General features: G+C 66.9%; 17 protein-coding genes. 10 read left to right on the top strand and 7 right to left on the bottom strand.

Annotated elements, in window-relative coordinates; genetic code table 11:
- Window positions 1–114: 114 nt before the first annotated feature.
- Window positions 115–1,074, bottom strand: coding sequence for a M64 family metallopeptidase (locus KV110_RS14325; RefSeq protein WP_218476564.1), 960 nt, complete (start codon window positions 1,072–1,074; stop codon window positions 115–117).
- A 146-nt stretch (window positions 1,075–1,220) separates the two neighbouring features.
- Between KV110_RS14325 and KV110_RS14320 the strand changes: the two genes are divergently transcribed.
- From KV110_RS14320 to KV110_RS14305, 4 genes are all read left to right on the top strand, one after another.
- A complete protein-coding gene (locus KV110_RS14320; RefSeq protein WP_246634530.1) occupies window positions 1,221–1,922 on the top strand; it encodes a hypothetical protein in 702 nt (233 codons plus the stop codon).
- Window positions 1,923–2,075: 153 nt separating this feature from the next.
- A complete protein-coding gene (locus tag KV110_RS14315; protein ID WP_218476562.1) occupies window positions 2,076–2,513 on the top strand; it encodes a Fur family transcriptional regulator in 438 nt (145 codons plus the stop codon).
- A gap of 11 nt (window positions 2,514–2,524) precedes the next feature.
- Window positions 2,525–4,753: a catalase/peroxidase HPI gene (gene katG, locus KV110_RS14310; protein WP_218476560.1), complete on the top strand. Its 2,229-nt coding sequence runs from the start codon at window positions 2,525–2,527 to the stop codon at window positions 4,751–4,753.
- A 248-nt stretch (window positions 4,754–5,001) separates the two neighbouring features.
- Entirely contained in the window at window positions 5,002–5,895 is an 894-nt protein-coding gene (locus KV110_RS14305) for an esterase/lipase family protein (protein ID WP_246634529.1), read from the top strand.
- 1 nt (window position 5,896) lies between these two features.
- Here KV110_RS14305 and KV110_RS14300 read toward each other — a convergent pair whose 3' ends face one another.
- Together KV110_RS14300 and KV110_RS14295 are read right to left on the bottom strand one after the other, a co-directional pair.
- Window positions 5,897–6,889: a quinone oxidoreductase family protein gene (locus KV110_RS14300; protein WP_218476559.1), complete on the bottom strand. Its 993-nt coding sequence runs from the start codon at window positions 6,887–6,889 to the stop codon at window positions 5,897–5,899.
- Window positions 6,890–6,909: 20 nt separating this feature from the next.
- Entirely contained in the window at window positions 6,910–7,554 is a 645-nt protein-coding gene (locus tag KV110_RS14295) for a dTDP-4-dehydrorhamnose 3,5-epimerase family protein (protein ID WP_218476558.1), read from the bottom strand.
- 116 nt (window positions 7,555–7,670) lie between these two features.
- Between KV110_RS14295 and KV110_RS14290 the strand changes: the two genes are divergently transcribed.
- Genes KV110_RS14290 through KV110_RS14280 form a run of 3 tightly spaced genes read left to right on the top strand, consistent with a single transcriptional unit; the run spans window position 7,671 to window position 11,037 of the window.
- Complete coding sequence (locus tag KV110_RS14290) at window positions 7,671–9,110, top strand: NDP-hexose 2,3-dehydratase family protein (RefSeq protein ID WP_218476557.1); 1,440 nt, start codon at window positions 7,671–7,673, stop codon at window positions 9,108–9,110.
- A gap of 5 nt (window positions 9,111–9,115) precedes the next feature.
- Window positions 9,116–10,099, top strand: a complete 984-nt coding sequence (locus tag KV110_RS14285) for a Gfo/Idh/MocA family protein (protein ID WP_218476556.1) — start codon at window positions 9,116–9,118, stop codon at window positions 10,097–10,099.
- The gene (locus tag KV110_RS14280) at window positions 10,096–11,037 is read left to right on the top strand and encodes an NAD-dependent epimerase/dehydratase family protein (protein WP_218476555.1); all 942 of its coding nucleotides are present in this window, start codon (window positions 10,096–10,098) and stop codon (window positions 11,035–11,037) included. The genes KV110_RS14285 and KV110_RS14280 overlap by 4 nt, the downstream gene beginning before the upstream one ends.
- 28 nt (window positions 11,038–11,065) lie before the next feature.
- Here KV110_RS14280 and KV110_RS14275 read toward each other — a convergent pair whose 3' ends face one another.
- The 4 genes from KV110_RS14275 to KV110_RS14260 form a co-directional block, all read right to left on the bottom strand.
- Window positions 11,066–11,671: a response regulator transcription factor gene (locus KV110_RS14275; protein WP_218476554.1), complete on the bottom strand. Its 606-nt coding sequence runs from the start codon at window positions 11,669–11,671 to the stop codon at window positions 11,066–11,068.
- The gene (locus KV110_RS14270; RefSeq protein ID WP_218476553.1) at window positions 11,668–12,822 is read right to left on the bottom strand and encodes a sensor histidine kinase; all 1,155 of its coding nucleotides are present in this window, start codon (window positions 12,820–12,822) and stop codon (window positions 11,668–11,670) included. The genes KV110_RS14275 and KV110_RS14270 overlap by 4 nt, the downstream gene beginning before the upstream one ends.
- A 257-nt stretch (window positions 12,823–13,079) precedes the next feature.
- Entirely contained in the window at window positions 13,080–14,390 is a 1,311-nt protein-coding gene (gene rfbH, locus KV110_RS14265; RefSeq protein ID WP_218476552.1) for a lipopolysaccharide biosynthesis protein RfbH, read from the bottom strand.
- 18 nt (window positions 14,391–14,408) lie between these two features.
- Complete coding sequence (locus KV110_RS14260) at window positions 14,409–15,329, bottom strand: NAD-dependent epimerase/dehydratase family protein (RefSeq protein ID WP_218476551.1); 921 nt, start codon at window positions 15,327–15,329, stop codon at window positions 14,409–14,411.
- Between the two features lie 120 nt (window positions 15,330–15,449).
- Between KV110_RS14260 and KV110_RS14255 the strand changes: the two genes are divergently transcribed.
- The 3 genes from KV110_RS14255 to KV110_RS14245 are packed head-to-tail and all read left to right on the top strand — an operon-like array spanning window position 15,450 to window position 17,733.
- A complete protein-coding gene (locus KV110_RS14255; RefSeq protein ID WP_246634528.1) occupies window positions 15,450–15,902 on the top strand; it encodes an anthrone oxygenase family protein in 453 nt (150 codons plus the stop codon).
- Complete coding sequence (locus tag KV110_RS14250) at window positions 15,902–16,942, top strand: methyltransferase (RefSeq protein WP_218476550.1); 1,041 nt, start codon at window positions 15,902–15,904, stop codon at window positions 16,940–16,942. The genes KV110_RS14255 and KV110_RS14250 overlap by 1 nt, the downstream gene beginning before the upstream one ends.
- Entirely contained in the window at window positions 16,939–17,733 is a 795-nt protein-coding gene (locus KV110_RS14245) for a tyrosine-protein phosphatase (RefSeq protein ID WP_218476549.1), read from the top strand. The genes KV110_RS14250 and KV110_RS14245 overlap by 4 nt, the downstream gene beginning before the upstream one ends.
- The last annotated feature ends 1 nt before the right edge of the window (window position 17,734 follow it).

Genomic DNA, 17,734 nt, shown 5'->3' with positions numbered 1-17,734 from the left:
CTTCTCCTTGTCACCCCTCAGCACGAGACGCTCCCGTGTGAGACTCGAAATACTTACTGGCTCAAGGGAATTGCCCGGGCGCCCAGCCGATACGGCCGGGCGCCCGGTGCTGGGTCAGTGCTGGGTCGGCGGGCTCTTCCGCTCGATCGCGGCCTTCATCGCGTCCAGCCCGATCAGGTTGAACTCACGGCCGAGCGACCGCATCAACGAGTTCTGCGTCGGCCGGTACACCCCGCGCTTGTGGTAGACCGCGCCCTCGTAAGTGCCGACCACACCACCGTCGGGGGACTGCTTGCCCAGGTACTGGTACCACTTGGTCCGGTTCTGCTGCATCTGCGCGCTGGTGTAGGTCGACGCGTTGACCTCGCGTGGCTCGCGCCCGGTATAGCGGTCGTTGGGATAGTCGTACTCGTCGGCCAGACCGGCCATCGAGTGCCCGAGCTCGTGCAGCACGATTTGTCCGGCCGCGGCATTCCCGCCGGACGAGGTCGCGACCCGGCCGCCAGCGCCGCCGTACTTCGTGGTGTTGGCCAGCGCAATCACCTGGTCGGCCTCGGGAGCGAGCCGGGCGTACTGGATCGCCTTGGTCTCGTTGACACAGAGCAGGCGCTCGGTGCCACCGCACCAGAACGTCATGTCCAGGGCGGTGTTTCGGTACGTGCCGCGCGGATCGTTGTCCACACCGGACTGCTGGGACACCACATTGACGGCCCAGACGTTGAACGAGTTCTTGTACGACTTGAACGGTTCGACCTGGACGATCTCGTTCCACCGGTTGACCGCGTGGTCTTTGTACGTGCCGAGTTGGCTCGACGTATACCCGTCACCGACGAACACCAGATCGAACCGTTGACTGGACGGCCCGGTCTGCTGGATCGGCACGACATCGGCCTGTAGGGCGGATCTCGGCGCGGGCGGTTGGTCGGGAACCGGAACGACAACGCGGCTGATGGTGCCGTCCGGCGAGAACACTTCTCGCTCTTCGGTCGGGGTGGCCGATCCGGTGGCCACGGAGAGTCCGGCGATCATCAACGCGCCGAACGTGATTGCGGACAGGCGTCGTAACAATGGCATGGCGAAGCTCCTGGAGTGGTTTCGCGAATTTGATCCGGACGGCGGCGATGTAGCGTGCCGCACTTCGATGTATCGAATTCATGACAAGTAGAACCCGACGTAGGCGGTCGGCTCGACTGGAGAACAACTGGGGAGGTGATGGACGTGTGGAGGCCGGGGCCACTGCCCTGGCCCTCGAAATGCGTAGTGTGCGCGTGGAATTCCCGGCGCGGTTTTTGATCGAGCGACCGGGGAATTCCGATCGGGTGAAGATTTACGCCGATCGCACACCCGTCGCCGTCCGCCAACTGGTCACGGATCTGCTCGTGGTGGCGTGGGTGTACGCCGCCGTCCGGGTCGCCCTGTGGCTGCACGATCTGTTGCACAAGCTCGCCGTTCCTGGGCAGAAACTGGAGGGCGCTGGCAATGGCATGGCCGACAATCTCGATGCTGTCGGTGACAAGGTGGGCCGGGTGCCGATGGTGGGCGACGAGCTGACCTCACCCTTTGAACGGACCGCCGCGGCCGCCCGGACGATCTCCGAGGCCGGACGCGATCAGCAGGACCTCATCGGCGACCTCGCCATGGCGCTCGCCATCGGCTCGTTGATCGTCCCGATCGGCCTCGTACTCTTCCTCTGGCTGCCGCTGCGTCTGCGCTGGATCCGCCGAGCCGCGGTAGCGGCCCGCCTCCGAACCGACCCCTCCGGCCAGGACCTCCTCGCCCTGCGCGCCCTCGCCAACCAACCCCTCCGCACGCTCGACCGTCTCGACCCGCACGCGGTAGACGCCTGGCGTCGCGGCGACGACACCACAATCCGCCAACTGGCCGCGCTGGAACTACACGGCCTCGGCCTCCACGGCGAGTGACCACTCGGCCGACGCCGGACCTGCCCCGAACTCCGCGCGCACCAACCGCTTTCGTGGCCTTCTCGAATCGAACACGCAGCACCGGCAAGCGGCTGGAGAGCAAAATATCCGAATCCGGCACGGAAAAGACTTGAATCGATCATACTTCTGAACGTGTCCAATATTTCGGAGCTCGAGCGTCTGTTGCGCGGCGCTGACCTGCGGGTGACGGCACCGCGGCTCGCGGTGCTCGCCGCCGTGCACGAGCATCCCCACTCCGATACGGACTCGATCCTCGGTCTCGTGCGCAAGACCCTCGGCACGGTGTCCCATCAGGCCGTATACGACGTGTTGCGGGCGCTGACCGGTGCGGGTCTGCTCCGGCGCATCCAGCCGATGGGCACCGTGGCGCGGTACGAAACACGCGTCGGAGACAACCACCACCACCTCGTCTGCCGCTCGTGCGGCGTCATCGTCGATGTCGAATGCGCCGGCGGCCGGGCACCCTGCCTGACCGCGGCCGACGACAACGGCTTCGTCCTCGATGAGGCGGAGGTCATCTACTGGGGCCTTTGCCCCGACTGCACGGCGCTACCCGCGCCACAATTGTGAAAGGAACTGCTGTGCCTCAGGAACACCCGCCCATCGCGGAGGCGAACACGGAGCCCGCGCAAAGTGGTTGCCCCGTAACCGGTCGCCTCAAGTACCCGACCGAGGGCGGTAGCAACCGCGACTGGTGGCCGAACCAGCTCAACCTGAAAATCCTGCAGAAGAACCCCGCCGTGGCCGATCCCATGGACGAGGACTTCGACTACGCCGCGGAGTTCAAGACCCTCGACCTGGATGCCGTGCGGCGCGACGTCGAAGCGGTGATGACCACCTCGCAGGACTGGTGGCCCGCCGACTTCGGCCACTACGGCCCGTTCTTCGTCCGGATGGCCTGGCATGCCGCGGGCACCTATCGCATCAACGACGGCCGCGGTGGCGCCGGTGCGGGCATGCAGCGGTTCGCGCCGCTCAACAGCTGGCCCGACAACGCGAGCCTGGACAAGGCGCGCCGCCTGCTGTGGCCGGTCAAGCAGAAGTACGGCAAGAAGCTGTCGTGGGCCGACCTCATCGTCTTCGCGGGCAACTGCGCGCTGGAGTCGATGGGCTTCACCACATTCGGCTTCGGCGGCGGCCGCGTCGACCAGTGGGAACCCGAAGAGGACGTCTACTGGGGTCCGGAGCAGACCTGGCTCGGCGACGAGCGCTACACCGGCAGCCGGAGCCTCGAAAACCCCCTTGCCGCAGTGCAAATGGGTCTGATCTACGTGAATCCGGAAGGGCCCAACGGCAATCCGGATCCGCTCGCCGCGGCGAACGACATCCGGGAGACGTTCCGCCGCATGGCGATGAACGACATCGAGACCGCGGCGCTGATCGTCGGCGGGCACACCTTCGGCAAGACGCACGGTGCGGGCCCGGCCGACCTCGTCGGCCCCGAGCCCGAGGCGGCTCCGCTGGAGCAACAGGGCCTTGGCTGGCAGAGCGCCTTCGGCACCGGCGTCGGCAAGGACGCGATCACCAGCGGCCTGGAGGGCACCTGGACGCCGACCCCGATCACCTGGGACAACACCTTCGTCGAAACGCTGTACGGCTACGAGTGGGAGAAGACGAAGAGCCCCGCCGGTGCGTGGCAGTGGATTCCGAAGGACGGCGGCGGGGCGGGCACCGTGCCCGACGCGCACGAGCCGTCGAAGACCCGCACGCCGGTGATGCTGACGACGGACCTGTCCATGCGGGTCGATCCGATCTACGAGCAGATCACCCGTCGCTGGCTCGACCATCCCGAGGAGCTGGCGGAGGAGTTCGCCAAGGCCTGGTTCAAGCTGACCCACCGCGATATGGGTCCCAAGGTCCGCTACCTCGGCCCGCTGGTGCCGCAGGAGACCCTGCTGTGGCAGGACCCTGTCCCCTCGGTAACGCACGACCTCATCGGGGCCGATGATATCGCCGCCCTCAAGAGCCAGATCCTGTCGTCGGGTTTGACTGTCGCGCAGCTGGTTTCGACCGCGTGGGCGGCGGCGTCGTCGTTCCGTGGCAGCGACAAGCGCGGCGGCGCCAACGGTGGGCGGATTCGCCTCGAGCCGCAGCGCGGCTGGGAGGTCAACGAGCCCGACCAGCTCACGTTGGTGCTGCCGACGCTGGAGCGGATCCAGGAGTCGTTCAACTCGGCCCAGACCGGGAACACGCGGGTTTCGTTCGCCGATCTGGTGGTGCTCGGTGGCGTCGCGGCGGTCGAGCAGGCCGCCAAGAACGCCGGGTACGACGTCGAGGTGCCGTTCACGCCCGGCCGCACGGACGCCACCCAGGAACAGACCGATGTCGAGTCCTTCGCCGCGCTCGAGCCGAGTGCCGACGGCTTCCGCAACTACCTCGCGAAGGGCAACCGGCTCTCGGCGGAGTACCTGTTGATCGATAAGGCGAACCTGCTGACCCTCAGCACTCCCGAGATGACGGTGCTGGTGGGCGGTCTGCGCGTGCTCGGCGTGAACCACAAGCAGTCACCGCACGGTGTGTTCACCTCGGCGCCCGAGTCGCTGACCAACGACTTCTTCGTGAACCTGCTCGATATGGGCACCAAGTGGGCGCCGTCCGCGGCCGACGACGGGACCTACGTCGGCACCGATCGCGGCACCGGTGCGGTCAAGTGGACGGGCAGTCGCGTCGACCTGGTCTTCGGATCCAACTCGCAGCTGCGCGCGGTGGCGGAGGTCTATGCGACCGACGATTCGAAGGAGAAGTTCGTCCGGGATTTCATCTCCGCGTGGAACAAGGTGATGAACCTCGACCGGTTCGACCTGGTCTGATCACGACGCGATGACCGGCCGGTCCGGCTGGTCATCCACAGCTCCTCCGGCACCCCGCGAGCTCACATAGCTCGCGGGGTGTCGCCGCATCACCGGCAGGTACGTTTACCCGATATTCGCCCAACTGGCCATTGACAGAGTCCAGCGATTCTTGCTTGCCTTGCAGCATCAGCGTTCCAGGATTCAGTGTGGAACATGGACCGCCGATATCGCGGCAGCATTACCGTCGAATCGGAGATGAGGGCCCAGTGCGTGTATCTCTTTTCAAAATTCAAGTAACCGGCCTGTGCGCGTTGGCGCTCACTTTCGGATCGGCGGCCATCGCCTTCGCCGATAGCCCCACGGCGGTCGAGGCGTCCTCCGATGTCGATGTCGTCCCACCGCCGCCGGGCGCCGACAACTGGTCCTGCAAGCCCAGTGCCGCGCATCCGCGGCCAGTTGTGTTGGCACACGGCACTTTTGAGAATCGCTGGGACAACTGGTTCGCCCTGTCGCCGAGGCTGGCGGAGGCGGGCTACTGCGTCTACGCGCTCGATTTCGGCCGCAGCCTCGGCGGCACGATTTCGGGTGTGGGGCCGTTGCGCGTTTCGGCGCAAGAGATCTCGGATTTCGTCGACCGGGTGCTCGCGGCAACCGGAGCGCAACAGGTCGATATCGTCGGCCATTCCCAGGGTGGCATGCTGCCCCGTTATTATATGAAGAACCTCGGCGGAGCGAGCAAAGTCCATACACTTGTCGGTCTCGCCCCGGACAATCACGGCACCACTTGGGGTTTGATCGGCTTGCCGATAACCTTGGCGCCACCGGTAACCAACGCGGTGTGCCCGGCATGCACGGAACAACTGCCCTCGTCGGATTTCATCCGACAGCTCAATAGCGGTGGAGAAACACTGCTCGGTGTCAGATACACGGTGATCGCCTCCAAGTTCGACGAGTTCGCGACGCCATACACCACCGCGTTCCTCAACGGTCCCGATGTCGACAACATCACGCTGCAAGATCTCTGCCCGGGCAACTTTTCCGAACACATGACGATGCCCGCCGACCCCGTCACGATCCAGCTGGTGCTCAACGCCCTCGACCCTGAGCACAAGGCCCCGATCCCGTGCGGTTTCGGTACCGGAGCGGCGCAGATCAGATAGCTCAGATCGCGAAGACGATCTTGCCGGTGGTGCTCGCGCTGAGCATGGCGCGCACGCCGACTATCGCGTCCCGCAAGGCGAATTCGTGTGCGATGGTCGGTCGCAGACCCGTACGGACCAGGAAGGCCAGCAGCGCGGCCAGGTCTTCCGCGGTGCCCATACCGGAGCCGACCAGGCGATGCTCGGCGAAGACCAGGGTGTGTAGCGCCCGTGCGGCCGCCACAGAGTCGAACGCCGTGATGGCGCCCGCGCGGTAACCCGAGCAGACAATGGGTGCGCCGGGCCGCAACGCCTCGATCGGCCACCACCAGTCCGCGACGTCGATACCGGCGTCGAACGCGGCGTCCAGATCGGGCGGCAGGGGCTCGTCGGCAGTCGTGACCACGGTCGCGCCGCTGCGCAACGCCAGCGCGTGATCGGCGGCATCGGCGCGCACGCAGACCTCGATACCCGCCGCGGCGGCCATCGCGATCAGCGCCGTCGCGATGCTGCCGAGGCCACGCCGCCCGCGCACCACGATGGTCTGGCCCGGTCGAATATCGGCCGTGGTGAACAGCATTCGATAAGCCGTCAGCCATGCCGTCGGCAGGCACGCGGCCTCGGCGAAGGACAGTTCGGGCGGTTTGGGCACCGCGTTGCGGAGCGGGATCGTCGCGTAGCCCGCGAACGTGCCCTGATGGTTGGCACCGAGTACCCCGCGATCAGGGTCGCGAGCTTCCGGTCCGGCCCAGCCGGCCGAACCGACCGATGCGTGCACCACCACTTCCGAACCGTCGGCGAGGGTGCCCGCGCCGTCGTTGCCGAGGATCAGCGGATAGGCCTGCGACGGGACGCCGACACCGCGCAGGGTCGCGATATCGCGCATATTCAGCGACGCGGCGCGCATTCGCACCGTTGTCCAGCCCGGTGGCGGTTCCGGGTGCGGCCGTTCACCGAACCGCAGCGCGGCGAGTGGGTCGGCGGGGTCGGGGCGCTGGCAGTAGACGGCGTCCATCGCGGCAGTGTCCTCCGGCATCATTGCGGCCTGTAGCGCGGCAGCATGTCCTGAGCCAGCAGTTCGGCCAGAGTCGGTGCGGCGCGGTCGTTCTCGGAAAGGATCGGGTCGAAGCCGGTGGTCAGCGGTATGCCCAGGTGCGGATCCAGCACATTGACCGCGAGCTCGCTGCCGGGCGTGTACAGCGTCGAACACTGATAGAGCACACAGGTGTGCTCGGCGGTGGCCACGAACGCGTGGCCGACACCGGGGCCGAGGTAGACGCTCGCCGACATCTCGTCGTCGAGTGCGACCATCTCGAAACGCCCGAAGGTCGGGGACCCGACCCGCAGATCGACGGCGATATCGAGCATCGAACCGCGCACACAGGTCACGATCTTCGATTGCCCCGGCGCCCGCGCCACCACGTGGATGCCACGGATGACGCCGCGGTGCGAGACCGAGACGTTCACCTGCTCGAGACGCACCGGGTAACCGATGATCTCTTCGAGAACGTCTGTCCGCGTGAGCTCCTGGAACCGACCGCGTGGGTCCGCGAACCGACGTGACCGCAGCAGGTAGACATCCGGCAGGCCGAGCTCGGTCGCGACGATGGTCGCCGGGCGCGGCGCGCTCGGCGGTTCGGCGCCCGGTCGCCGCACCGTGTCACTGTCTGCGTGGTGCATGGCGGCGAGGTTAGGGTGGCGCGCTAGAGAATCTGTCCGGTCGCGCTCCACCCGCGGCGGCGGTGGTCCCATCCGCGTCCCAGTGGTTCTCGAAGACCCGGGCCGACCCTGTGCGCATGGGGAAAGCGGCACAGATCGAGCATCAGTCGGTTGCGACGATCAATGACGAGCTGGCCTGGCGGTTCGCCCGCTCGGCCGCGGTCACCGCGACGTCGTTGTGTTCGGTCGCCGGGTTCCGGGACTGGTTCGCCGCGTGCCGCCGCACCGAACAGCTGACGGTAGACCGGATACCGTTCACCGAGCTCGTCGGGTGGGAGTTCGACGACGACGGCAATCTGCGCCACCACAGCGGCCGGTTCTTCACCATCGAGGGGCTGGACGTGCGCACCGATTTCGGGTTCGTCGAACACTGGCAGCAACCGATCATCAACCAGCCCGAGATCGGTGTGCTGGGTATTGTCGTCAAGGAATTCGACGGGGTGCTGCATTTCCTGATGCAGGCCAAGGCCGAACCGGGCAATATCGGCGGCGTCCAGTTGTCGCCGACCGTGCAGGCGACGCGCAGCAATTATTTGCGCGTGCACCAGGGGCGGCCGGTGCCCTATCTGGAACACTTTCTGGACGCGAAACCCGAAGCGGTTCTGGTCGATGTGCTGCAGTCCGAGCAGGGCGCGTGGTTTCTGCGCAAACGCAATCGGAACATGGTCGTGGAGGCCACCGGCCCGGTTTCGGCGATGCCCGGCTTCTGCTGGCTCACCCTCGGGGTCATCCGAGAATTGCTGCGGCAGGACAACACCGTCAACATGGATGCCCGCACCGTGCTGGCGTGTGTGCCGTGGCGGATCGATGCGGCGCGGGCCGAACGGGGCGACGAGTTCACCCGTGCGTTGGCCCGCGGGCTCGATCCCAGTGCGGCGGCCCGGCACGGCACGGCCGAAATCTTGCACTGGCTCACCGATCTCAAGTCCCGGCACGAACTGCGCCAACGACTCATGCCGCTGGCCGAGGTGGCCGACTGGCGACGCGGACCGAACGAGATCACCCATGTCGGCGGCAAGTATTTCCGGGTGGTCGCCGCCCGAGTGAGCGCGGGGCAGCGGGAGGTCGACTCGTGGACCCAGCCGCTGCTCGCTCCGGTCGGCCAGGGCGTGGCCGTCTTCCTGGCCAAAGCGATCGACGGCGTGCTGCATCTGCTGGTCAACGCCAAATTGGAGGCCGGGGTGCTCGATGTCGCGGAACTGGCGCCCTCGGTGCAGTGTCAACCGGCGAATCATCATGATCTGCCCGCGCATCGGCAACCGACGTTCCTGCGCGAGGTGATCGGCGGCGCCCTCGGCGTGGTGCGCTACAGCGGATTGCAGTCAGAGGAGGGCGGGCGGTTCCAGCACGCCGACAATCTCTACCAGATCCGCCTGCTCACCGCGGATTTCCCGATTGCCGAGCCACCCGGGTTCCGGTGGATGACACCGGCCCAGATCACCAATCTGCTCATCCACAGCAACTACGCGAATGTGCAGGCCAGAAGCCTGATGGCCTGTCTGCTGGCGAGTTGGTGAGGCCGATGCTGCGGTGGGGCATTCTGGGGACCGCGCAGATCGCCGAGCGCCGGATGCTGCCCGCGTTGCTGCGCCATCCGGCCGCCGAACCGGTGGCGATCGGCAGCCGCGATCCGGTGCGCGCGGCGCACTGGGCGGACCGGCACGGGTTGCCCAACTCCGGCGGATACCACCAGGTGCTCGAGGACGACACGGTGGATGCGGTCTATCTGCCGCTGCCGAACGCGTTGCACGCCACCTGGATCGAGCAGGCGCTGCTCGCGGGCAAGGACGTACTCGTCGAGAAGCCGATGCTGTCGCCCTGCGCCGACGGCTCCGAAATAGCTACGGCGCACGGTCTTTTCGACCTCGCCGCGCAGCAAGGACGAACACTGATGGAATGCATGACCTTTCCCCGGCATCGGCAGCACGCCGCAGTGCGCGCGCTGGTCGAATCCGGCGAGATCGGACGAATCCGCCGGCTCACCGTGCGTTTCACCATCCCGGAGCTGGCACCCGACGATATCCGCTACCGCGCGGACCTGGGTGGTGGCGCACTCGCCGACCTCGGCTGCTACGCGCTCCGTGCCGCACTGTTCTACCTCGGTCCTGATCTGCGGGTCGAGAATTCGCGGTTGCGGCGCAGCGCGCGTTTCCCCGGTGTCGATTCCGCGGGCTCGGTGCGGCTGAGCAATCCCGATGGTGCGCAAGCGGATCTGGAGTTCGCGATCGGCGCGCCCTACCGGTGCGAGTACCACCTCACCGGCACCGAGGGCAGCCTCTCGGTGGAGCGGGCGTTCACCCTGCCGCACGATCACGCGCCCCGGGTGCACCTCGATCGCGCGGGTGAGATACGACAGCTCGACCTGGCGCCCGACGATCAGTTCGGCAATACTTTGACGGAGTTCACCGACGCGCACGAATGCGGAGATCTCGGAAAGCTCAGCGCCGAAGCGACATTGCAGACCATGGCGTTGGCCGCGGCCGTGCTGGGTGTGGGGTCGCGATGACCGATTCCGCACCAGAGGTCGCCGTCGTGTTCGGCGGTACCGGTTTCGTCGGTAGGCATATTGTCACCGTGTTGCGGGACAACGGGTATCGGGTCATCACCGTGTCGAGCCGACCCTCGACCGAGGCCGACCACAGTTCGTTCGACCTCGACACCGACGATGCTCGACCGCTGACTGAGTTACTGCGCCACCATAATCCGACGCTGGTGGTGAACGCGGCCGGTTCTTACTGGGGTCTGGACGAACCGCAGCTTTACCGATCGTTCGTCACGGCCACCGCCACCATCCTCACCGCACTGTCCGCACGCCCCGACCAGCGCCCACGGTACGTACACCTGGGCAGCGTGATGGAGTACGGCCCGCTCCCGCAAACGGGTCGGGTCGATGAGTCGGTGCCCACCGAACCCGAATCCCCCTACGGCCGAACGAAATTAGCGGCAACCAGACTGGTCCAGGCGGCGAGCGCCCGCGGTGCGGTAAATGGCATCGTCCTGCGGGCGACCAACAGCATCGGCCCCGGGGTGCACACCGGCAGCCTGATCGGAAAGGTCGGCTCGGCCCTCGCCGAAAACCGCACCGGCCGCGCACGTATCGAACTGTCACCCCTTGCCGCGTACCGCGACTACATCGACGTACGCGACCTGGCCGACGCAGTACTCGCGGCGGGGCGCTCACAAACCACCGCCGATGTGGTGAATATCGGCCGCGGCCAGGCATTCTCGGTACGCGAGCTGGTCGACCGCCTGGTCGCCATCAGCGAGGTGCCCGCCGACATCATCGAATCCCCCGCCGCCCCCACCGCCCCCGGCACCAGTTCCATCTGGCTCGAAGTCGCCACCGAAACCGCCGAGCGAACGCTCGGCTGGCGAGTCACCCGCACCATCGACCAGGCGCTACACGACTACTGGCGAACCCTCTCCCTGACCGCACCCGGCTGACGATCGTCCGGCTCGCCGACGACCGAACTCACAACCATCCGTTGTCCTCGGCGAATCGGATGGCCTCGATGCGGTTGCGGGAGCCCGTCTTCGCGATCGCGGCGGTGATGTAGTTGCTGACCGTGCTGACCGACAGGTGCAGGTGGGCGGCGATCTCGGCGACGGTGTCGTGGGAGCGGGCGGCGACAAGGACATCGCGTTCCCGCTCGGTCAGCGGGTTGTGTCCCACCGACATCGCGGCACGCAATTGCTGGTCGTCGATCAGCATCCGCCCGGCCATCACCTCCCGGATCGCCTGCGCGATATCGCCGACCGGCGTGTTCTTGGTGAGGTAGGCGCGCACCCCGGCCTCCAGTGCGCGCCGGACGTAGCCGGGGCGTTCGAAGGTGGTCAGAATCATGACCAATGGCGGCTCGGCCTGCTTGGCGAGTTCTTCCGCCAACGCGAGCCCGCTCTCGCCGCCCATCTCGATGTCCAGCAGCACGACATCGGGGCGGGTCTGTTCGAACACCTCGGTCGCGCCGTCCCCGGAACCGAGGTCGGCGACCACGGTGAGATCGGGCTCCAGTTCGAGCAGCGTGCGAATGGCGTCACGCAGCGTTGCCTGGTCCTCGACGAGCGCCACACGGATCATGCCGATGATTCTGCCGGTCGCGCGGCGGGCAGCGGCACCGACACCGCCAGCCGGTAGCTGCCGTCGGCGGTCGGCCCCGCGGTCACCGTGCCGCCCAGTTCCGCGGCACGCTCCGCCAAACCGGTCAGCCCGTGCCCGCCACCGGTGGACGCGCGCCCGAACTGTTCGTCGTTGTCCACGGTCAGCTCCACCGCGGGCGGCGTGGTAAACACCCGGACAGTGATGGCGCACCGGCTCGCGTCGGCGTGCCGCAGCACATTGGTCACCGCTTCGCGCACCGCCCAGCCGAGCAGCGTGTCCACCCGCTGATCCCACACCCGCTCCGGGACGGTCACCGTCAGCCCGCCGCGCAGCAGACCGAGACTGTGTCTGGCTCGCTCCAACTCGTCGGCGAGGGTGGTGGTCCGATACCCGCGCACCGCCTCCTGGACCTCGAGCATGGCCTGGCGTCCCACCTGCTGCACATCGGCCGCGGCCGCGGCGGCGGTATCCGGATCGGTATGCGCGAGCCGTTGCGCCACTTCCGCTTTCACCAGCATCGTGGCCAAGCTGTTGCCCAGCAGATCGTGCAGATCGCGGGCAATCCGCAGGCGTTCGTCGCCGACCGCGGCGGCGGCCATCGCCTGCCGGGTGGTGCGCGATTGGACGATCTCCAGCAGCAGCCGGCCACGCAGTACGGCGATCATGCCCGCCCCGAGCACCGCGGTCGCGACATCGCCCTGCCCGAAAATCACCCACGCCGTGGCGCAGACGAACACCACACCCAGTATCGAACCGAGCACCAGTGGCAGCAGATTGACGCACGCGACCGCGGTCAGCATCAGCGTGACCGCCCATGAGGTGCCGAAAGCGGCGGATCCCGCACCCGCGACCACGGTCATGGCCGCCAGCAGGCCGATGCGTAAGCCCATCGGACGGTCTGCCATATCCGACTGGCTCCAGACGAACAGCGCCCCGAACACCGCGACGACGCAAGCCGCCAGCACGAGACGGCCGACCGGCAATGTGGTGGCATTCCACAACGGCAGCGCCAGCGCGACCAGCAACACATACAGCCCGCCCGGCCCGGTGTCACCGACGCCGACACCCAGATTCCAGATCCGGCGGCGTACCCGGACGATCACCACCTTCGCGCGATCAATCGGTCGCATGCGCCGAATCTACCGGGATCGATCGCCGTGCCAGGCCGCCGGTAGGAGAAAACTCCGATCCGATTGCAGACATTCCTCTGTTGTCCAGGACCCAGCGCAACACAGATACTTTCCGAGGTAGCCGACATTGTCCAGCGGAAGGTACGAATATGAGTGGACCGATGCAAGGGCTTATCCTCGCCATTATCCTCATCACCCTGTTCATCATTTCCCAGATCATTCAGCGGCGCCGTAAGCGGGACCGCAAGGACTGAGCGTCAACTGATCCGATCGACCGGCCGGAGCGCGAATTCCCGGATGACGCTGACGACGTAATCGATCATCTCGTCGGTCAATCCGGGATACACGCCCACCCAGAAGGTCCGTTCGGTCACGATGTCGCTATTGGTCAGCGGATCGGCGATCCGATGCGGGATCTGCCGGAAAGCGGGCTGACGCAGCAGGTTTCCGGCGAACAGGAATCTGGTCTGGATGTTGCGCGCGAGCAGGAACTGCACGATTTCCCGCCGGTCGAACGGCGCGTCCTCGGCCACGGTCAGCACGAAGCCGAACCAGCTGGGGTCGCTGCCCGGCGTCGCCCGCGGCAGCAACAGCCATGGCACGTCGGCCAGTCCGTCGCGCAGTCGAGACCAGTTGCGCCGCCGGGCGGCGACGAACTCCGGTAGTTTGCGCAATTGACTCAGGCCGAGCCCGGCCTGGATATCGGTGGTCTTCAAGTTGTATCCGATATGCGAGAACACGTATTTGTGGTCGTAGCCCGGCGGCAGCGTGCCGAAATTCTGATCGAATCGTTTGTGGCACCGGTTGTCCTCCCCCGGTTCGCACCAGCAGTCCCTGCCCCAATCGCGCATCGATTCGGCGACTTTCGCCAGCGCCAGATTGTCGGTGAGCAGGCAGCCGCCCTCGCCCATGGTCAGGTGATGCGCGGGATAGAAGCTGACCGTCGCGAAATCGCCGAAGGTGCCGGTGGTCTGCCCCTGATAGGTGGACAGCACCGCGTCGCAGTTGTCCTCGATCAGGAACAGATCGTGCGCGGCGGCGAGTTCGGCGATCTCGGCTACCGGGAACGGGTTGCCGAGGGTGTGCGCCATCATGATCGCCCTGGTGCGCGGGCCGATGGCGGCGCGTACCCGGTCCACCGTGGTGTTGTAGGTGCCCAATTCGATATCGACGAACACCGGCACCAGGCCGTGCTGCAGGATCGGGGTGACCGTGGTCGGGAAGCTGGTCGCGACGGTGATCACCTCGTCGCCAGGCCGTAGCGCCCGCTCGTCGAGTTCCGGGGCGGTCAGCGTCGCGACGGCCAGCAAATTCGCCGAGGAACCCGAGTTGGTCAGGTGCGCCCGGCGCACCCCGATGGCCTGCGCGAACAACCGCTCGAACCGCAACGCGGTCGCACCGGAGGCGATGCGCAACTCCATCGCCTGCTCCACCAGGGCGACCCGGTCTTCGGCATCCAGTACCGCCCCCGAGCTGAAAATGGGCGTCACGCCCGGCTCGAACGTCGCGGGCCGCCGACGCTGATGCAGTTCACGCACCAATTCCAGAACGGCGTCATCCGCCGGCATCCGCTCACCATGCACGAATCAGTTGTTACCCGTACCGGTTCGAGCCTCGCTGGTGTAGCGCCATAGCTCGCGCAACGCGTCGTCGAGGTCGAAGCGCGGTGACCACCCCCACTGGCGATACGCCTTCTCGATCGAGATCGACGGCGCACCGTTGGCGGTCGCCCGCGGCGAACCCGGTCCCTCGGCGCTGACCACGCGCACCGGCAGGGCACTGAGCTCGACCAACCGCTGCACGGCGTACTCGACCGGCACCCGAACGCCCGAGGCGACATTGACGATGTCGACGGCGGCCGCGGTGTCGCAAGACAGCCAGCGATCGGCCGCGAGCACCGCCGCACCCAGATCACGCAGGTCGAGCACGTCGACCGTGCCACGTAACGGCGGCAGTTCCAGGATGCTCGGCCCGGTCGGGTTCGCGACCGGTTCGGCCAGCCGATGCGCCACCGAGCCGAGCAGGCTCGCGCGCGGGGCGCGCGCCCCGACCACCGTCGAGCAGCGCAGCACCACGCCGGGACCGTGCCACCGGGTCAGGCATTCGGTGGCGGCGAGCTTGCTGCGGCCGTAGGCCGATTGCGGGCGCGGCGGCGCGGATTCGTCCACACTCCGGCCGTGTGGCGCGGCCCCGTACTCGTACACCGAGCCGAGCTGCACGATCGGCACCGGTCGGTCCATCGCGTCGACGGCGTCCAGGAGTCGTTGCACCAGAACGATATTGGCGACCTCCATCTGCTGATCGGTGGCCTGCCACAGCGCACCGGCCGCGTTGACCACGAGATCGGCGCCCGCCAGCAGTCTGGTGAGTGCCGCGATCGGCCGGGTCAGGACGTCGAATTCGGCGCGGCCCACCGAAATCACCGCGATACCGTGCGCGGTGAGTATCCGGCCGATCCCGCCGCCGAGATACCCGGTGCCGCCGATGAGTACTGCCGTCCGCGCCACCGCTGTCCTCCGCTCCCTGAATGCGCTGATCGTCGCGACCGCGGATCGAGAACGATCGGAGCGCGAATCCAGCGCCGCTCGATGCGCCCCTGTCAGGGTGAGAGCCGGAAGGGAGAATCCGTGGTCGGGGTTGTGGCGACAGTGGTAGTGCTGATCGGCAACGGTGTACTGGCCGGTGTGCTGGTGGCGGTGGCGATCGGGTTGGTCCCGGTGTTCACCGCGCTGCCCGCGCCGGATTACATCCGGGTGCATACGCTGGCCGGGCGCTACTTCGACCGGATCATGCCGCCGCTGGTGCTGTGCAGTATCGGCGCGGACGTCGTGCTCGTGATCGACACCGATTCGGCGGCGACCCGGCCGCTGTTCGCCTTGGCGGCGCTGGCGCAATTGGGTGTTTCCCTGGTCTCGCAGTTCGGCAATGTGCCACTCAATCAGCAGACGCGTGCCACCGATCCGGCGGATATCCCACCGAGATGGGACGATCCGCGATCGCGCTGGCGCGCCTTGCACACGCTGAGGACGGTGTTCGCCCTGGTCGGACTGTTCGTCAATGCGATTGCGGTGGCCGTGTGATGACCGTGCCCACACTGCGCGATGCCGCCGACATCAAACAACTCGCCAACGCCTTCTGTCACGCCAAGCTGCTGTTGACCGCGCACGAGGTCGGTATTTTCGGCTGGCTCGCCGCCAACGGCCCCGCCGACGCGGACCGGATCGCGGCGGGTACCGGCCTGCATCCCCGCGGCGTCGGCGATCTGCTGCGCGGCTTGGCACTGCTCGATCTGCTCGTGGAAGACGAAGCGGGATACCGTAATTCGCCGATCGTCAGGCAGACCCTGGTACCTGGCGCACCTGAGTACCTCGGCGGGTTCCTGCGCCGCGCCGATCACATGCTGTATCCCACCTGGGGATCACTCGCCGAGGCGCTACGCACCGGCCAACCGCAGGCGGCCGGGGCCGGAGCGGACGCGTTCCTGCGGATGCTGGCCGATCCGGGACAGCGGGCGCAGTACCTGAGGATGATGGATTCGGCCTCCACCCCGGTCGCGCATCGGCTGGCCGAGGTGTTCGACTGGTCCCGGTATCGCACCGTCGCCGATATCGGCGGCTGCCGCGGCAATCTGGCGGGCATCCTGCTGCGCCACCATCCCGGCCTGCGCGCAACGGTTTTCGATCTCGCGCCGATGGGACCGGAGCTGACCGCCCACCTGTCCGCGCAGGGCGTCGCCGACCGGGCCGAGTTCGTGGCGGGTGATTTCTTCACCGACGCGCTGCCGAGCGCCGATGTGCTCGTCCTCGGCCACGTTCTGCACAACTGGTCGAGCACCGAACGAGCGAAGTTGGTGGCCAAGGCGTTTCAGGCGGTGCGGCCGGGAGGTGCGCTGCTCATCTACGACGCGATGTACACCGGAAGTTCCGATGATCTGGCGCGGGTGCTGGTGAGCATCAACATGCTGCTGGTCACCGAGGGCGGATCGGAATATCCGGTGGCCGAAGCCGTCGACTGGCTGGCCGCCGCGGGCTGCACCAGTCACGAAACGGTACCGCTCGGCACCGCCGACACCTTGCTGATCGCGCACAAACCAGCTACCGGAGCAGAAACGAGCCGATGACCGCGTACGCCCCACACCGAGTGCCGCTGGATCGGCGAAAGTTGTTGCGCCTGGCCGCAACCGCAGGATTCGCCGCCGCTGTCGGATCGGCGGCGCGCACCCCCTCGGCTGTCGCCCAGCCGGGTTCGTTCATCGATATCTCGCTGAACATGCGTGATATCGGCGGATATCCGACCGACAGCGGCAGTCGTATCGTCACCGGAGCGGTATATCGCTGCGCCGCATTGTCGCAACTGTCCGAGCAACAGTTCGCGGTACTGACCCGGCTGCGCCCGCACCACGTCGCCGACCTGCGTTCAACTCAGTCGCGCGCCATCCACGGCCCCGACCGGTTGCCGCCCGGCGCCACACCGATCATCGCTCCCGTCGGCGATCCGGATCCAGCGCCATTGAGATCCCCTCTGACCCAACCGGATTCCGCCACCATCGCCGAGTTCCGCGGTTACGTGACCTCCGCGTCGAACCGAGCGGCGTTCGGCCATGTACTGAACACGCTGTCGGAGAGCGGGCGAGCGGGCTATCTCTACCACTGCAACTCCGGCACTTACGTCACCGGCTGGACGACGGCCACCCTGATGACCCTGCTCGGTGTCGCCCGCCACGATGTGGACGCCGAATTCCTGCTGTCCAACGAGGCATACGGCAGCACGGTCGCGCGTACGCAATACCTGGACGCGGCCTTCGACCAGATTCGCGTCTCGTACCAGAGCTTCGAGAACTACCTCAGCGACGGACTACGCGTCACTCAGCCGACGCTCCATCGTTTGCGCGACATCCTGCTGACCCGCTGAT

It is taken from the genome of Nocardia iowensis, assembly GCF_019222765.1.
Taxonomy (GTDB): Bacteria; Actinomycetota; Actinomycetes; order Mycobacteriales; family Mycobacteriaceae; genus Nocardia; species Nocardia iowensis.
The sequence above is the reverse complement of the archived record's forward strand: the minus strand, read 5'-3'. Positions and strand labels throughout refer to the sequence as shown.